Annotated in this window: 12 protein-coding genes and 2 pseudogenes; 4 read left to right on the top strand and 10 right to left on the bottom strand. The window is 58.2% G+C overall.

Going from position 1 to position 16,422, the window contains the following annotated elements:
- The 4 genes and pseudogenes from BSU04_RS27720 to BSU04_RS27735 form a co-directional block, all read right to left on the bottom strand.
- Window positions 1-246 (bottom strand): annotated as a pseudogene (locus tag BSU04_RS27720) (IS110 family transposase); the annotation flags it as partial.
- Between the two features lie 42 nt (window positions 247-288).
- A complete protein-coding gene (locus tag BSU04_RS27725) occupies window positions 289-2,739 on the bottom strand; it encodes a hypothetical protein (RefSeq protein ID WP_256983348.1) in 2,451 nt (816 codons plus the stop codon).
- Window positions 2,740-2,795: 56 nt separating this feature from the next.
- A complete protein-coding gene (locus BSU04_RS27730; RefSeq protein ID WP_144021372.1) occupies window positions 2,796-3,929 on the bottom strand; it encodes a nickel/cobalt transporter in 1,134 nt (377 codons plus the stop codon).
- A complete protein-coding gene (locus BSU04_RS27735) occupies window positions 3,923-4,693 on the bottom strand; it encodes a DUF1007 family protein (RefSeq protein WP_089163572.1) in 771 nt (256 codons plus the stop codon). Before BSU04_RS27735 ends, BSU04_RS27730 begins: the two co-directional genes overlap by 7 nt.
- 206 nt (window positions 4,694-4,899) lie before the next feature.
- Between BSU04_RS27735 and BSU04_RS27740 the strand changes: the two genes are divergently transcribed.
- From BSU04_RS27740 to BSU04_RS27750, 3 genes are all read left to right on the top strand, one after another.
- Window positions 4,900-6,585: a SulP family inorganic anion transporter gene (locus tag BSU04_RS27740; RefSeq protein WP_089163573.1), complete on the top strand. Its 1,686-nt coding sequence runs from the start codon at window positions 4,900-4,902 to the stop codon at window positions 6,583-6,585.
- Window positions 6,586-6,802: 217 nt separating this feature from the next.
- Window positions 6,803-6,994 carry a YqaE/Pmp3 family membrane protein gene (locus BSU04_RS27745; RefSeq protein WP_089163574.1) on the top strand — a complete coding sequence of 64 codons (192 nt, stop codon included), beginning with the start codon at window positions 6,803-6,805 and terminating at the stop codon, window positions 6,992-6,994.
- 711 nt (window positions 6,995-7,705) lie between these two features.
- Window positions 7,706-8,860 carry a porin gene (locus BSU04_RS27750; protein WP_089163575.1) on the top strand — a complete coding sequence of 385 codons (1,155 nt, stop codon included), beginning with the start codon at window positions 7,706-7,708 and terminating at the stop codon, window positions 8,858-8,860.
- Window positions 8,861-9,053: 193 nt separating this feature from the next.
- Here the strand turns inward: BSU04_RS27750 and BSU04_RS27755 are convergent, their stop codons facing one another.
- Window positions 9,054-10,451 carry an MFS transporter gene (locus BSU04_RS27755; protein WP_089163576.1) on the bottom strand — a complete coding sequence of 466 codons (1,398 nt, stop codon included), beginning with the start codon at window positions 10,449-10,451 and terminating at the stop codon, window positions 9,054-9,056.
- Between the two features lie 660 nt (window positions 10,452-11,111).
- On the opposite strand from BSU04_RS27755, the gene BSU04_RS27760 reads away from it, so the two are divergent.
- Window positions 11,112-11,564 carry a CHRD domain-containing protein gene (locus BSU04_RS27760; RefSeq protein ID WP_089163577.1) on the top strand — a complete coding sequence of 151 codons (453 nt, stop codon included), beginning with the start codon at window positions 11,112-11,114 and terminating at the stop codon, window positions 11,562-11,564.
- 13 nt (window positions 11,565-11,577) lie between these two features.
- Here BSU04_RS27760 and BSU04_RS27765 read toward each other — a convergent pair whose 3' ends face one another.
- The 5 genes and pseudogenes from BSU04_RS27765 to BSU04_RS46675 all read right to left on the bottom strand — a co-directional run.
- Window positions 11,578-12,267, bottom strand: coding sequence for a cytochrome b/b6 domain-containing protein (locus BSU04_RS27765; RefSeq protein WP_089163578.1), 690 nt, complete (start codon window positions 12,265-12,267; stop codon window positions 11,578-11,580).
- A gap of 58 nt (window positions 12,268-12,325) precedes the next feature.
- Window positions 12,326-13,813, bottom strand: a complete 1,488-nt coding sequence (locus tag BSU04_RS27770; protein ID WP_089163579.1) for a sodium:solute symporter family protein — start codon at window positions 13,811-13,813, stop codon at window positions 12,326-12,328.
- The gene (locus tag BSU04_RS27775; protein WP_089163580.1) at window positions 13,810-14,025 is read right to left on the bottom strand and encodes a DUF3311 domain-containing protein; all 216 of its coding nucleotides are present in this window, start codon (window positions 14,023-14,025) and stop codon (window positions 13,810-13,812) included. Before BSU04_RS27775 ends, BSU04_RS27770 begins: the two co-directional genes overlap by 4 nt.
- Window positions 14,026-14,576: 551 nt before the next feature.
- A complete protein-coding gene (gene ampC / locus BSU04_RS27780; RefSeq protein ID WP_089163581.1) occupies window positions 14,577-15,764 on the bottom strand; it encodes a class C beta-lactamase in 1,188 nt (395 codons plus the stop codon).
- A 386-nt stretch (window positions 15,765-16,150) separates the two neighbouring features.
- Window positions 16,151-16,422: pseudogene (locus BSU04_RS46675) on the bottom strand (IS4 family transposase); the annotation flags it as partial.

A 16,422-nucleotide genomic window follows, 5' to 3' on the forward strand; every position in this document is an offset into this window, starting at 1 on the left:
CGGCGCCACGAGCTTGGGCGCGATCAGCTTCACAGTGTGGCCGTACTGTTGGAACATCCGCGCCCAGTGATGTGCACCCGAACAGGCCTCCATGCCAATGAGACAGGGTGGCAACTGGGCGATCAGCGCGAGCAGTTGATCACGTGGGACACGCGGTTTGATCAATACCGGCTTGCCGGATTCATCCACGCCGTGAACCGCAAAGACGTTCTTGGCAAGATCGATTCCGATGGTGACAATGGACATGGACTTCCCCTTTCGCTGGTGTTGATGAAGGTCGAGACTTCATCATGGCACTTTGATGCCGAATTGCGGCTTCCGCCGCAGCCTCGGGACGGGGAAGTCCCTTTCATTCGACAAGGTGTTGATCCATAGCGCTTCCGAAAACAGCCCGGGCAGATCACCCCAAATATGCGCCGGACCCATCTTGAACGAAGTATCGAGGTCATATCCGATCAAACTCGGCGCACCCCCCGTGAAATAGAATCCGCCGAGCTTCGCATTCGCGCGCTTGAACAGCATCAGTGTTTCACCACGACTACGCCGCACAAGCGCAGGAACAGCGTCGGCATAAGACGACTCATGAATAGTGCCGACCTTGACCGGGTCGCCGAATATCGCCCCCCCCTTTATCCGCCATACATTGATATCGGGTCCATCGCCGCGTGGCTGGAGCACGACCAGATCATCGACGCCATCGCCGTCCACGTCGCCCGCGACCACCTTGGCGAACGCGGGTGCGAACTCCGCATAGGTGGTGCCGCGTAAGCGCCCGGCAAACGCGCCGCCCGAGCTCGCGAGTTGCGTGACGGCCATCGCCGAATTCACGGTTTCTATCGCAATCAAACCCGTGTGCGGCGATCCGGCCACGTGAGCAGGCAGAAAGCGTGCATTCGCGCCAAGTCCGCTCGCTTTCATCCAGAGTGCCGGTGCATGCCCTGTCAAACCCTCGCTGGCGATGACCCAAAGGTCGAGCGTAGCGTCGCTGCGTTTTTGCGCGATCATCACGCCAGCGCGGCCGCTGCCATCGAAGTCTCCGGCTACGTATTGCTGTGCGCTGGCGGGCGTCAACGCCGAAGAGGTCTGATACCAGAGACGCGGTGCGTCGAAGCGCGTACCGGTGCTGCGCATCAGCCAGAAAGCCGTGCCTCCGTTGCGTGGCGCGATCACCATCAGGTCATCGCGACCCGTGCCTTCGAAGTCACCAAGGAGGAAACGCACGCTGTCGAAGCAGAGCGTGTCGCCGGCGCAGGTGGGAGTGCCGGCATGCGGGTTGAACGGCACCGCGTTCAGATACCACGGCGCGGCAGTCGGCAACCGTGAAAAGCCCGCTACCCATACGTTGAAGCCCGGCCCGTCCCGACGCCGCTGGACATAGACCGTACTGATCGGTTTCTCGCCATCCACGGTCCCTCTAACGTTGCCATACAGTGCTGCGTCCTGGCGCAGGTCGGTCCATTGCGAATGAGGAGTGGGCGCCCATCGCGATTCCGCGGTCAGCGAAGAGCAATGCCCAGCCGACAATGCACCGTTATGCCCCGCAAGGCAGTGGCCGAGCGGCGTGTACACGAGACCGAAGTCCCACGGCGTCCATTTCTGAGCCGCCTCGTCCTGATTGCAGGGCTCTTCAATCAGTTCGCCGCCGCGTTCGGCCACGCACTGCTGCGTGGATTCATCGACGAGCTGCGAGTTGTTCTTGGTGCCCGGCATGGCCGGCACCGGTTGCCAGTGCCAGTCCTGCGTCTTCGCGCCCGAGCAACCGGCGAGTGTCGGCTTGCCGTTCATGCCGGTCGATGTCAGGCACTGGCTCGAGTACTCGTTGACGAGGTTGCTCGAGCGCGGCCGGAACTCCAGCCCTGCTGCGCTCGAGCTCGATTCGGTCCAGTAGCGACGCGCCACCCAGTTGCCGTCCCACTGATACTCACCGAAGACGTGCTCGCCGTTGTCATCGCCATCGATAGCGAAATAGGATGCCACGTCGTCGCGCTTCATCTGGGTCTCGCCGGCGCTCAGGTTCTTCGGCATGCCGCCGGTGGGATACGTGACGTGATAACCAATCGGAATGTTCCGGTTGAGGCTCTGCGCAACCACGCGCGTGATACGTGCTGAATAGATGTGATCCGGGTGCTCGATGAACGGCACGGTGTCCGGATTGAGCGCGTAGATCTCGGTCGCCGGCGCAAGGATCTGCTTGAGCGTGGCAACCGTTTCCGCGCGGTCATAGTGCGTGGCATTGGAGCCGTCGTTGTTGATGGGATAGGTGGTGATGGTCTCGCCCTGGTCCCACATCAGGCCCAAAGGCACCTTGCCGCCACGTACTGCACCACCCGGCATCCGCAGTTCCAGCAGCGTCACCCTCGGCTGCTTTTTCAGCACCATCCGGTGGACGGGTTTGCCGCCGAACATGACAGTCGATTCGATCCAGTCATCCGTTACGCCCGCCATGCGCGCATAAGCGAGGCGCGTGCCTTTCTCGCGCAGTTTCACGTAGTCGAAGTTCGCGCCGTTAGCTCCGCCGATCAGGTGCACGGTGGTGACGCACCAGCCCGCCTGAAGCTTGTCGCTGATGCCCGGATTGACGAACAGCAGGTCGTCGTCGAGGTGAGCAACGACAGTGACGAGCGTGCCGGCATGGCAATCGGCCGCGCGTGCGTTCAACGGCGCAAGCAACGCACCTATCCCCATGATCAACAGCAACAGCGCAGCAGCCGATGCCCGTATCCAACGGCATGTTCGCATGACAACCCCGTATGAAATTTTTCTTGGCCGACGTGCAGCGGCCGCCCGGTCAGACGTCACGCGAGCGATGCAGCCTGCGTCCCGGACACTAGCGCAAAGACTTGCCATGCCGCGAACGCTGTTATGAAAATGGCGCCGCCAAGCGCCAGTCCGAAACGAATTCGCTCGACTCTCTGTCGCCTGAAAACAACCGCGTTCGATACCATCCGGTTCACCGATAAACTCGTCATCCCGATCGCCAGGACCGTGCAAGCGACACCCGCGCCCATGGCCAAGGACGCGAGTACCCCGATGATGAATACGTGGTTGGCGAGGGCCGCAATCAACACGAAGATCGCGCCTGCACATGGGCGTACACCGACCGCCACGCCCGTCATTAAAATCCGGCTGCGAGCCGTGGAAGTTCTGCGGTTAACGCCGGCACTGGCCCAGTGTGCACCGGATTTCCGTTGAGCGAGGCGCACGCCAAGATACACCGCTTCATCCTGATCACCCAAAGCGCTTGCGTTTGCTAAAAGGCTTGTACGTTTCTTCGGAATGAGCGCCACGCGATCCGTATCGCAACAATCGCGCCGCGTCGCAATGGCCCATAGCGACCAAACACCCACGCAGAGCAACGCGACGTAACTTGCCAGTTCAAGACTCGACGCCCGCGTCAACACGTCGGGCAAGCCCTCGCGGGAGAGCCAGGCAGCGCCGCCGACAAGCACAATCGCAGACAAGGACTGCACCAGCGCACTCCATCCGCTAAGCAATGCGGCATCGAGCAAACGCGCCCGCCGCGACGCGAGGTACGCACTGACCACGACCTTGCCGTGCCCGGGTCCAAGCGCATGCAACCCCCCATACGCGAACGAGCACAGCACGATGATCCAGGTGGCGAACAGGCCTGAGCCATCGCGCTGGTCTGCGAGCGTCTCCTGCAAATTTTCGTTCAACCTGCTTTGCAGATGGACACTTGCAGTGACTGCATCGCGAACGATCGCGGGCATGGCAGCCGGTGTTGGTCGAGGCGCTTCGGTGGTGTTCGCCGCGCTCGGTGCACCGGTCGACGTTCGCCCGAAGACGTCCGTGGTCTGAGACGTTTGATCCGTAACACCATGCGTTGCAAGCGTCAGGATAGCGGCAAAGCAAAATCCAATCGTCCTGCGAGATCCACCACCGCGCCGGTTACCGAAGCTGGTCAGCACGATAATCTGCTCGCTTGAGGAATGACAGAGCCACCGAAAATAGGGTGATCGCGATCCTCGAACGCCGCCCCCTTGCAGCTACCCGGGGAGCCCGCACTCAGCGTCACCACGGGCTGCGCCGCGCTTTCAAAGTCGACGAAATAAGTCTCGTCCCAGACACCGAGCGTCACTCGCTCACGCTTGAAGTCCACGGGTTTCACAAGCGGCAAAAGGAACCGGTAAACAACATGGCCTTGCTCGATGCTGACACTGAAGTTGCGCGCCTCGCCCAGGGCGACCGCCTTGCCATCGACGAAAACGTGGGTGAAGTAATCCGAACTCTTGAGCAATGAGAACGCTTGTGCCTTGAACGTCGCCGTGTAGTCGGCGTTGAGTGGACCAGACTTGGGCATGTGGGAAAAATCACCGACCAATGAAAACGGAAAGCCTTTCGAAAAGATCCAGGTCTGCTGCATGGCAACTAACACCGTGCCCTGGGTCTGGGCGACCATCGAATAATTGATCCACACATGCGGATGTGCCTGGGCCGTAGCGGGAAGGGCAGCGAGCGCAAGCGCACAGCATGCGGGAAGCAAGTAGCAATGTAACCAGCGATGCAACCAGCGCACGAGAACGAGCAGGGATGTCGTTGATGGTCTGCCAGAAGACCGCAGACGCGATGAAGCATTCGCCTTGGCTTGCAGCGGTGCCGGCGTGGTCCAGGCAGCACGCAGTGTCATGTAATGAACGTAAAGCAGGCCTTGTTTCAGAAAGCTCATCTGCATGTCGCCCTCGTCGCGACCAACCTCCAATACGAGCCCGTTTATAACACGGCGCTTTTCTAATGCCCAGAATGGTGGGCAATGGCGTCCGGCCTTGCAACACAGTCATCAAGAAACCTTGCTCTTCCAAATCAACTTGCGGCACGATGCGCCAATGACACATTCATTTTTATCGCAGTATGGGATGCAACATCGTTCGGGGACGCACAATGCGCTTTAAGTTATTAAAGGGCGTGTTGCCGCTTGGCGGCAGTGCCGCGCTTCGCGATCTCCTGGCCGGCGTGACCCTTGCGTCAATGGATATCCCGCAAGTGCTCGGTTATGCCCGCATAGCGGGAATGCCGGCCGTGACCGGTCTTTACACCGCATTTTTACCGCTGCTCGCCTTCGCTCTCTTCGGCGCGTCGCGCCATCTGGTCGTGGCTGCCGACTCTGCAACAGCAACTATTTTTGCCAGCCATCTGTCGACCATGGCCACGGCCGGAAGCGCGCAATACATGGCGCTTGCAGGGGTCGTTGCGCTGCTGACAGCCGGGCTGCTGCTGATCGCCCGGGTCTTCAAGCTCGGTTTCCTGGCCGACTTCCTGTCCCGCACTGTCTTGCTCGGTTTCCTTGCAGGCGTCGGCATTCAGGTCGGCGTCGCAATGCTGGGCGACATGCTCGGTGTGTCCGCAGGGTCGTCGCGAACCCTTGGGCAGATCGAATCGATTGCGCTTCACCTTGCTCACGTTTCGCTTCCAACGCTGGGTATATCGGTCGCAGTAGTAACCGGCATTCTCGTTTTCAAGCGCTTGCTGCCGCGTCTTCCGGTTGCCATGTTCGCCGTGATCGGCGGCATTGCGGCAAGTTATGTCTATGATTTCGCCGGACACGGGATCGCGGTTGTCGGTCCGGTTGCCGGCGGCCTGCCCGCACCTGGCTTCCCGCTTGCCACCTGGCAACAAACACTGGACCTGTTGCCCGTGGCCGCATCCTGTTTCGTGATGATCATCGCGCAGAGCGTCGCGGCGGGTCGCGTGTTTGCGGAGCGTTATCACGAACCCGTGGACGCCGATGCGGACATCCTGGGAATTGCCGCAGCCAATGCGGTGGCCGCCGTGACTGGGGCGTTCGTGGTCAACGGCAGTCCGACCCAGACCGCCATGGCGGATCGCGCCGGTGCGCGCAGCCAGTTCGCACAAGTGGTGTTCGCGGTGGTGGTCGGCGTAGTGTTGCTGTTCTTCAGCAAGTGGCTGCAGTATCTTCCGCACTGCGTGCTGGCGGCCATTGTGTTCACGATCGCGATCGGGCTGATCGATGTGACGCGCCTTTATGCCATCCGCCGTGAAAGCCCTGGAGAACTCACGCTAGCGCTTGTCACGGCCCTGGCGGTGGTGGTGATCGGTGTCGAGGACGGGATACTGCTGGCCGTCGCGCTGTCGTTGCTGAGGCATGTTCGCCATAGCTATCATCCGCACACCATGATGCTTGCACCCACTCAAGCAACGGGCGGACGCTGGGCGCCCGTGCCCGCCGCGCCGGGAACAGAGACCGCGCCGGGACTGATTGTTTATCGCTTTGGCGCCGACCTGTTTTTCGCGAACGATCATTTTTTCGTCGACGACGTCCGCAACTTGCTCGAGCGCGCACCCACGACTGTCCACTGGTTCATCGTCGACGCCGGCGCTATCACGGACCTCGACTATTCGGCGGCCCGGACACTCGCCGAATTGTGCGAAGGTCTGAAGCAAGGCGGTGTCAACGTGCTATTTGCACGCGTCAACCAGTATCTGCGAGCCGATATGGACCGTCACGGAATCACCGCGGTGCTGGGCGAATCGCACCTCTTCGAGACGCTGCATCAGGCGCTTGTAGCGGCCGGATTCGATCCGTCTGCCGTATCGAGTACGCATTGAATAGGGATTGAATAGGTATTGAACACGCCCCGGGCGGGCGTGCAACATCGGTTAGCCGATGTTGCACGCGATGAGAAGGCCTATGGAAGAAGTTCTTCGACGTCACGCAGAAAAGGTTAAAGTTTCAGGTCCGCGAGCCGTTATGACGTCGATGCACGACGCCATACCAGGTTCGCCTCTCCTGGATGGCTTTCTTCTAACATTACGGGAAAAATCCATGCGCCTCCTGCTTGCCATTTTCTTGCCATGGCTCCAGTTCTTCACGATTGGCCGGCCGTTCGCCGGGATCATTTGCCTGCTGCTTCAAATCACGGTAATCGGCTGGATCCCAGCGGCGATCTGGTCGGTCTACGCGCTCAGCGAATACAAAACCGACCGAAAAATCGCACGGTCGGTCGCTGGCCGCTAAGCCTGACCGGGAGCGAGGCGGGCGTTCTCAACGCTATTCATTATTCGACCGGTTCACCGGGGTTCGCGGGACGTGGACGCCGCGCGGACAGGGTTTATTGCCGCGCTGAGCGCGCGTCGCCCGCACCGGTGGTTTATTTTTAAATTGACCAACTGCGGCCTGGGATACGAGACCGCATAAACCGGCCGCGCCATGAGGTCGGTTCCATAACGGGTCGTGCGGTCGCTGTATTACCGTATTAGTAACGGCGGCCAGAGCAATCCGGGAATATTTTCGTACTCAGGATCCGATTTTTCGAAACGGTGTACCAGAATGGTGCAAGTTTCCGTCAATATAATTCTATTCGTTCAGTTGCCTGAAATGCAAACATAAAGCAACCACGCTCGGAAGGTTCGCTGCGAGACACTCGGCACCGGAAAACAACAATTGGTCATTTACGTGGTATTGAACTAGTTGTTATTTTGGTCTAGATTAACTTCGGCTCGCGTTCTCCACGAAAGTTGTTGCCAAACATTTTCAGTGCGAGCTTGAGACCGCGAGCTTACTTGCGGTCTCTCCCCATTACAGTGCTTTGACGGTATTTTTTCATTTCGTTTATTCTGAATCTATTTAGGCATACCAATCAAAAAGAGTTGCAATATCGGAACCGCTTGATTTGCCTAAATACGCTGCATGCGAAAGTTTTTCCCGTGTCTTAGCGTGGAGAAAGAGATGAAGAAGAGTGCTCTCAGCGCGATCTCATTAGCGCTCCTTGGTATAGCGGGAGGGGCGCGGGCGCAGTCCAGCGTTACGCTCTATGGAACGATCGATGCAGGCGTCGGTTATGTGAAAACCAGTGACGGTTCGCGATGGGGGTTTATAGATGGCACGTTGTCCGGTGATCGCTGGGGCTTGAAGGGTTCGGAGGATCTCGGCGGCGGCATCAAGGCAATCTTCGATTTGGAGAATGGGTTTGATGTGGGAACAGGCCAGTTAGGCCAGGGTGGCCGGGAATTCGGGCGCCAGGCGTTCGTCGGCTTGTCAGGTGACAGTTGGGGCACCCTGACTCTTGGCCGGCAATACGATCCGCTGGTAGACATGGTGCAACCGCTCACGGCTGACAACTATTTCGGGAGTATTTTTGCGACTCCCGGCGACGTGGACAATTACGACAATAGCTTGCGCGTATCCAACGCCGTTAAGTATGTGTCACCCAATTACGCCGGCTTGCAGTTTGAGGGGCTGTACGCCTTCAGTGGTCTGGCCGGCCGCACGGGCCAGGGCTATACCTATAGCGGGGCCGTCACGTACAACAACGGCCCGCTCGGTATCGCCGCCGGTTATTTCCTCGCCACGAATCCTAGTCCGACCGCGGGCGGTTTCCGCGACGGATGGGATCCGACCTCATCGTCAGATGCAATCTTCGACGGCGCAATCAACAGCGGCTACGTGACGGCCAAATCATTGGGCATTGCGCGTGCGGGAATCCAGTATGCGCTGGGTCCTGTGACGCTCGGCGGTTCGTACAGCAACGCGCAATATAAGAACGACGGCGACTCGACTTTCACCAGCACCGAGAAGTACAACGTTGGCAATGCGTTCGTCAATTACCAGGCCACTCCGGCCGTGCTGTTTGCCGTAGGCTACTCATATGAGAAGGCGAGCGGCAACACGTCGGCCACCTATAACCAGGCTAGCGTCGGGGCGGATTATTCACTGTCGAAGCGCACTGATCTTTATGCGGTTGGCGCATATCAGCATGCTAGTGGTACCCAGCTCAATCCGGACGGCACGACCTCGGCAGCCCAGTCTTCGATCGGCTCATATGGCTTCAATGGCACGGCCAGCCAGGAGATGTTCATCCTCGGCATGCGTCATAAATTTTGATAGCGGGGTGGCTATTTATAAAATAGAGTAGTGCGTAACATCGTCCTTGGAGGCGCCGCGCCTTATACGAAGCATGCGCGAAGCATGCGCGAAGCGTGACACCGCCGGCGTCGCTGCCAACCCCTGCAGACGAACACCAACCGTGCACGATTCAATGGTCAATCATTAATGGTTAATGGTTAATGGTTAATGGTTAATGGTTAATGGTCTCGAGCGCGAGCCCCTTGGTGGAAGGTCCGAGCAGGATCATGCAGATCGCCACCAGCATTGACATTCCGACAAAGACAGCAACGCCCGGCACGCCATACCCATGCAGCAGAATGCCGATTGCCAGTCCGGCGAAGGCCGCGGAAATCCGGCTCCAGGAATAGACAAAGCCAATCGCGCGGGCACGCACGCGGGTCGGATATAGCTCGGCCTGATAGCCGTGGTAGGCATAGGACATGATGTTTGCAGATAGCGTGAACAGCACGCCGAGCGCGATCAGGATCCATGGCGTGGAGACCTGGGAGAATATCGCGATGACTATGGCCATCGTGAGTAGCCCACCGCAGATCTGTGTTTTCCGCTCGAGCTTGTCGGCGAACAACATACCCAGCAGCGGACCAAAGGGGTTTGCAATCGCAATGACAAATGCATATCCCAGGCTTGCCGTGACATGAATGCCGCGATGGATCAGAAGTGTCGGCACCCACGCTGCGAAGCCATAAAAGCCGATCACTTGCGCCATGTTGAAAATCGACAGAATGATCGTCCGGCGCCGATAACCCGGAGCGAAGATTTCTTTGAGCGAGCCGCGTCCTTCCTTTTCGGGTGAGACCGCTTGTGGTGCCGGCAGGCTTATTCCTTTCTCCGCGACGACCCGGCGTTCGATGTCCGCGACTATCTTTTCAGCTTCTTCGATCCGGCCGTGACGCGCGAGCCAACGCGGGCTTTCCGGAATATGGCGACGCAAGATCCATACAAGCACGGCACCCACAGAGCCGATCAGGATGACTACCCGCCAATAGTCAAGGCCGAACGGCCGCGTCCCGTTCAATGCGTACGCGAGAAACGCGACCACCGGTACGACGGCAAAGGTGATGAACTGGTTCATGGCATACGCACGGCCACGCTCCTGACTGGGGATCAGCTCGGAGATATACGTGTCGATTGTTACCAGCTCGACGCCAATCCCAATGCCCGCGATAAAGCGCCAGATATCGAGAGCGAATCCGGAGGTCTGGAACGCCATGATCACCGTGCAGACCATGTACCAGACCAGTGACCAGGTGAAGATCAGGCGCCGGCCAAACCGGTCGGCCACATAACCAAGCACGAGTGTACCGACCCAAAGCCCCGCAAAGGTGGCAAAGACAAAGGTTCCGAAACCGGCTACTGCAAGGGGCTGGAGGGCAGCAAAGAAGCCTAGCGACTCCGGTTTGAACAACCCGGACTGGACCATGCCAGGCGCAACATAGCCTGTGAAGAACAGGTCATAGAACTCGAACACACCGCCAAGCGAGATCAGGATCACCATGGTCCAGACCGTACGCGAGGGTGGCAACCGATCAAGCCGTGCCGCAATTTCAGCAGCTTTCTCGCTGGACATGTACGCCTCTTATTTTTGACAGAGCTGTAAAGTCGATTCCCCACGTCCCCCGTGGTTTCCCGTCGCGCACACTTGGTAACACCATGTCGGCACGCAAGGAGACATTGCAAGTCCACAAGGATGCCAACAGCGCTCTTCGTTCACGCGACAATTGGATATCGTTAAATTTGCCTATATTGATGAAGCGAAGGAACTGCGCCGTCAATGCGCCATCAATCTCTTCTGAGCCCACGGGTCCTTCGGTCCTTTGCAATCTCGCACATCATCGCGATGTTCAGCAATGCGGGCGAACACCAACGCGTCCTTCGCGATTGATACGAGACCTATGGCCGCTCACGCAGTCGTGTGAGGCGAATGGGTGAGGGCGATGGTGATGGCAGGCGCTTCGGCGTTGCGGACAGTATCTGGTCCGGTCGTGCGCCAAGACTCCATGACCGTCGAGATAACACGCGCCAATCTCAGGGCATACACGCTTGTCAGATCATTCATGTGCGAGCATGATCTGGTGTGGTTTTGCCCTTTTTCTCAGGCCTTGGTTGCAGGGGCGAGTGGCCATGTTGGCTGTTTGCTCCAACGAGTCCGTTTGAATTCTTTCGCTTTCGCGAAGTGAGCCCAAGCGGCCCTGTCTCAGCCGGGTCATATCGACAGGAGATAATCAAAATGGATGTTTCCATCTCGCGACGAGCTGTCATGGCTTTCATCGGCCTCGCGTGTGCGGGGGCGATGACCCTGGCGCAAGCGGCGCCGGTCTCGTTCACCGTGCCGCTCACCGGTGCGCAACAGGTACCTCCGGTCCAAACCTCGGGTAACGGCACAGCCAACATCTCCTACGATCCCGACACCCGGGTCGTCACCTGGACGATCACCTTCAGCGGCCTGTCTGGCGACGCCACCATGGCGCACTTCCATGGGCCCGCCGCGTCGGGCAAAAACGCGCCGGTGAAAGTCTGGCTGTCAGAGAAAGGCGCAGCCGTCACGAGCCCAGTCAACGGTACCGCTACGCTGTCGCCGGCAGACGCGAAAGAGTTTCTCGCGGGCGAGATGTACGTCAACGTGCACACGAAGGATCATCCCGCTGGCGAAATCCGCGGTCAGGTAGTGCCGCCAAAGTAACTGATGCCGCCGCTCAGAGGTAGGTGGCGAGCAGCGTCACCAGGGTGGCGCTGAGGACCAACAGGAGCAGCGCACGGATGGTTGACGCTTGCCGGGGTGCGCGGATGCGCTCCGGCAGGCGCTTACGTCCAGTGAGCATGGGGCGCAGCAGATTGTGGCCCTTGGCCACCGCGTACACAGCGATAGCCAGCACGTGCAGTGCCACCGCCGCCAGTAGTGCGTCCCACAGGATCGTGTGCAGCGCGGTGATCGCGTTGGCGATCGATGCGGGAACCCATTGGGTCAACGGTCCGTCGTCCGCAACATCGTTGTTGACGTAAAGCCCGCTTAGCGTCTCGCCCAGCAGCAAGGCCAGCAGTAGCAATACCATCCACCCGCCCGCCGAATTGTGTCCCACCTGCAGGTCGGCTTCGCGGCGCAACACATGACGCAGATGCTGCCACGCAGCGGCGGGCGCGCTCATAAAGTTACGAAACCGCGCGGTATCGCTGCCGAAGAAACCCCACAGCAAACGGAATAGCACCAGCGTCAGCAGCATCTCGCCAATCCGGACGTGCCAGCCCATCCAGTTCAGCTCTGAGGTCGCATAGGCGGCCGCCACCAGCACGACGACCAGCCAGTGAAACAACCTCGTTGGCACGTCCCAGACAAGCACCGGACGAGCTGCCTGCTTCTGCGTATTGACGGGTTTATCGGCGTCCATATGGGCTGCGCGCGCTACCTTCGAAATGAAAGCGCCGACACCTTGAACCTAACGCCACTCAACGTAGCGCACCGTCGGTTCCATGTGCGGCGCCGCTTGCCACGCGCGGCTGCGTGAGCGCACTGACGACCACGAACACGATGATATTCAACGCCAGCGCGAGGAAACCGATATTGATGTCCTTCGCCGCGTCAGGGAGGAATGGAAACATCTGCCCGATGCTCAGGTGCATCGTAGTGGTCACCACGACAACGGCCACGCCTGCGATGATGCCGCCCATTGCACCCTGTTTCGTCGCACGGCTTTGATGCATCAAGCTGGCTATCAAGGCGGGAAACAGTTGCGTTACGAAGCTGTAGCCCATCAGCAGCAGCGAGACGATCGTGTTGCCACCTTGCAGCGTGAACCAGATGGCGACGAGTGCCACGACCGGCACGAGCCAGCGTGCGAGCCGGCCGACAAACGCATCCGAAGCCTGACGGTTCATCGCTCCTCGATATACGTCGTTTGCAAGCAAGGTCGACGCCGAGGTAAGGATCATCGAGCCAGGGACGAGCGCGGTGAGCACGCCGGCAGCGCCGATCACACCGACGATCCAGGGATCGAAACTCTGGATGGACAGACGGAACAACGACAGGTCGATGTCACCGCCTTTCAGGCCCGGCACCTTGAGTGATGCAGCGAATCCCACGAAGAACACGAACAGCAGGATCAATTGATAGACAGGCAGGATGATCGCGTTGCGCCGGAAAATCCGTTCATCGCGTGCGGTATACACCGAACCGAACGTATGCGGCCACATGAAGAAGCCGAGCGCCGTCAGCAGCACAGTGGACTGGAACCACGACACGCTCGACCCCTTCGCCGGAAAGGTGAGGAAGCCGGGCTTCGCGACATCGATTGCATGGAACATCGGGCCGATGCCGCCGTAAAGGTGATAGGGCAGGTAGATGCCCAGCGCCAGGACGACGCTCAGGATCAGAATGTCTTTGACCACGGAATTCCACGCCGAGCCCCGTACGCCCGACAGGATGACGTAAGCGGTGACGACTAGCGCGCCGATCCAGACGGCGACTGTCGGCGATATCACGCCATACGATGCCGTTGCCACGATGATGCCGAGTCCCTTGAGCTGTAGCACGAGATAAGGGATTAGGGCGACCACACCGACCACTGCGACCAGGACGCCGAGCGCGGGGCTGTCGTATTTGCGCGCGAAGTAATGGGGTTGGGAGACGAGCCGGTGTTTCTTCGCGTAGCGCCAGATTGGCGGCAGCATCCAGTACGAGAGGATGTAGGCGAGGGTCCCGTAGGCGAGAATGTAGTAGACCGGCGCGCCTTTGCCGTATGCGAAGCCGCTGCCGCCGAGGAACGTGAAGGTGGTGTAGATTTCTCCGGCCATCAGGAGGAATACGAACGCCGTGCCAAAGCTGCGGCCGCCAACCGTCCATTGCTCGAGATTCATGTCATGACCACGCCGTGCACGCACGCCCAGATAGAGCGCCAGCAAGGTCACAGCAATGATGATGAGTAGCGCGCTGCTCATGAACGGGCCTCCGCAGCTTCGTTGACGGCTTGGCGGTTGGCCGGATCCAGCCGATAGATGATGCCCATGATCACCGCGCTCAGCACGATCCAGATCACGATCCACGCGAGCACGAACGGCATTCCGAGGATGAGGGGTTCAACCTGATTGACGAATGGGATGCCAATAAGAATGCCGATGAACGGCAGCGCCGCCATAATTCGAAAAAGCATGATGAATATCCCCCTAAGCTGCGTAGATTTTGCCGCGGACCTGCTTTTGTTTCGCTGACTTTATGCTTTATTCGTTGATTCGGAAAGCCGATCAAAAAAACGCAGGAGTCTTGAAAGGACGGCGTGACGACCGCGCGACTTCACTTTGAGCGAGGCGCGCTGGTGTTTCGGCTACAGCCAAACCTGCCGAGATAGAAAAGTTGGTGGCCGAGATCGGGGTGATAGTCAGTTTGATGGCCGTGCCTTTTTTAGAGGCTATGCCTGTCTTCTTGCCGCTTGGCCCGGTGCGCGCAGCATTGCCGAGAGTGTATGTATCTGCCTTACGAAAAGTTGATAATTTATGTTATGTCAACTTAAAAACCAACATCCACGCGCTTGCATCCTGACTGCTACTGCTCAACAACTTCTGGTCTCGGCCCGGCTACAACGCGCCATTGACGATACCGTCCTCAAAGGTGTTCTCACCAAACGGATTGCGCGACGCAAAGGCATCGCGTGGATCTATCAAAAGTTATCCGCCCGAAGTTATCCGCCCGAACCACAGAAACCGATCAATTCTCTGGACCGAGCTGACCACCAAGCTGGGTCAATATCTGATATGCAGCAGTCACCCGTGGAGCGATGGGATAGTTCTTATTTGCAAGGATGACGATACCCAATTTCTGAGCCGGAAGAAACGCGACGTAAGCTGCAAAACCATTGGTCGATCCGGTTTTGTTGATCAGCGCATTCGCTTGCGGCTGCAGCGGCGGGTTCAACTCAATCACTTTCGTCGCCTGATAAGCCATGGCGTCCGAATTACCCGCCAGAACCTGTTTCAGCTCCACAGGATACGGGTATTGTTCCCATATCAAATCTTGCGTTATTTCACCTGCTCTAAAATATCCGGTGTGGGTCTCGTTGATCGCGCGTTGCAATACGCTGTCAATTTTAATCATCTGCATGTTGGCTGCGATAAATCGGATCATGTCCGACGTGCTCGATTTAATTCCATAGGCTTCCGAAGACAGCGCTCCCGCGCTCAACCTGATCGGAGCGCCCTGTTTCGTGTAACCTTGCGCATAGTCCTTCATCTGATCCGGCGGCACATTGATATAACTGTGCGTCATTCCAAGCATAGGGAATAATTTCTTTTCAATGGCATCATCGAAAGGCTCATTCATGCTCCGGGCGGCAATCATGCCGAGCATGCCAATACTTGGGTTCGAGTAGACCCTGTATGTGCTGGCAGCGTAGGATGGTTGCCACTGCCTGAAATAATCCATTAGTTGAGCGTCATCGTGAATTGCATCAGGCACCTGCAACGGGAGGCCGCCAGAGGTATGCGTACCAAGATTCAACAGACTAACGTTGTCAAAGCTGCTGCCGCGCAGGGATGGCAAATATTGGCTGGCGCTATCGGACAACGCAAGGTTGCCATTGACCTGAGCGAACGAAGCTAACGTTGCCGTAAATGTTTTGCTGGCTGACCCAATCTCAAAGAGAGTTTTGTTTGTGATCGGTCGGCGTGTTTCGAGCGATGCCACACCGTAACTATAAAAGTAGCTCTCTCCGTTGACAATTACAGCGACCGCCATGCCTGGAATTCGATATTCCCGCATCAATGGACGTATTACGCGGTCCATTACGCCAGAGATCTCTTTCTGCTTGGTGTTGCTTTCCCCATATGTGCTGGAAGCGATAAAACAGGACGACATCAAAGTGAAAACCAGTAGACTTTTCAAAAAACCGCAACGCATGCAATCTCCTTGAACTAATAGCATGAATATAGGAGGGAAATGGTTCGAGCCCTTTCCATTGAATCTTTGACGTTTGGAGCGAGGTCGGGCAACGCAACACTGATTACTGCGGGACACTGGCGTTAAACGGTTTCCCGGGTGTGGACACCCAGGTTGCGATGACTGTCGCTCCTGCGGGACCGGCTTTGGTGACATGAATTGCATTAGCCGCGATCTGGAAGCTCCCTCCCGCGCGGATCATTTTCATCAGCTGGCCCTGTACCCGCAAGATTATCTCGCCCCTCGCGGCATAGCAGACTTCGGGTCCGGTCGCCATGTGACGGGGTTTTTCGGCGTCGGGCGGGAACTCGGACACCAATCCACCCAAGTTAAGAAATGGAGATCTTTCAGCAAGGTTTTTGCGTCATGGATTTGTGGGGTTTCGAGCGGGGTTTGCGTTGCTTTGAGATTCCTGGTCGATGACGGAAGGTATGGCGTGCGATGAGGGCCAAGGCGTGCGCCAGCGAGGTCGCCGCGGCGATGCCGAGCAACAGGGATGGCAGTAGAGGCTTGAGCACGGAATGCACGTAAGCGCGGTTGATGCGTCGGTCGGGCGGCAATTCATGGCAGGCGTGGGCCGTCAGGGTGGTCAATGCCTGCAGGTTGTCGCACAGCACCC

Source organism: Caballeronia sordidicola (assembly GCF_002220365.1).
GTDB lineage: Bacteria > Pseudomonadota > Gammaproteobacteria > Burkholderiales > Burkholderiaceae > Caballeronia > Caballeronia sordidicola_C.

Coding starts and splice junctions, on each gene's coding strand:
- BSU04_RS27725 (WP_256983348.1), bottom strand. CDS start 2,739: ATGCGAACATGCCGTTGGATACGGGCATCGGCTGCTGCGCTGTTGCTG.
- BSU04_RS27735 (WP_089163572.1), bottom strand. CDS start 4,693: ATGCAGATGAGCTTTCTGAAACAAGGCCTGCTTTACGTTCATTACATG.
- BSU04_RS27740 (WP_089163573.1), top strand. CDS start 4,900: ATGCGCTTTAAGTTATTAAAGGGCGTGTTGCCGCTTGGCGGCAGTGCC.
- BSU04_RS27745 (WP_089163574.1), top strand. CDS start 6,803: ATGCGCCTCCTGCTTGCCATTTTCTTGCCATGGCTCCAGTTCTTCACG.
- BSU04_RS27750 (WP_089163575.1), top strand. CDS start 7,706: ATGAAGAAGAGTGCTCTCAGCGCGATCTCATTAGCGCTCCTTGGTATA.
- BSU04_RS27755 (WP_089163576.1), bottom strand. CDS start 10,451: ATGTCCAGCGAGAAAGCTGCTGAAATTGCGGCACGGCTTGATCGGTTG.
- BSU04_RS27760 (WP_089163577.1), top strand. CDS start 11,112: ATGGATGTTTCCATCTCGCGACGAGCTGTCATGGCTTTCATCGGCCTC.
- BSU04_RS27765 (WP_089163578.1), bottom strand. CDS start 12,267: ATGGACGCCGATAAACCCGTCAATACGCAGAAGCAGGCAGCTCGTCCG.
- BSU04_RS27770 (WP_089163579.1), bottom strand. CDS start 13,813: ATGAGCAGCGCGCTACTCATCATCATTGCTGTGACCTTGCTGGCGCTC.
- BSU04_RS27775 (WP_089163580.1), bottom strand. CDS start 14,025: ATGCTTTTTCGAATTATGGCGGCGCTGCCGTTCATCGGCATTCTTATT.
- ampC (WP_089163581.1), bottom strand. CDS start 15,764: ATGCGTTGCGGTTTTTTGAAAAGTCTACTGGTTTTCACTTTGATGTCG.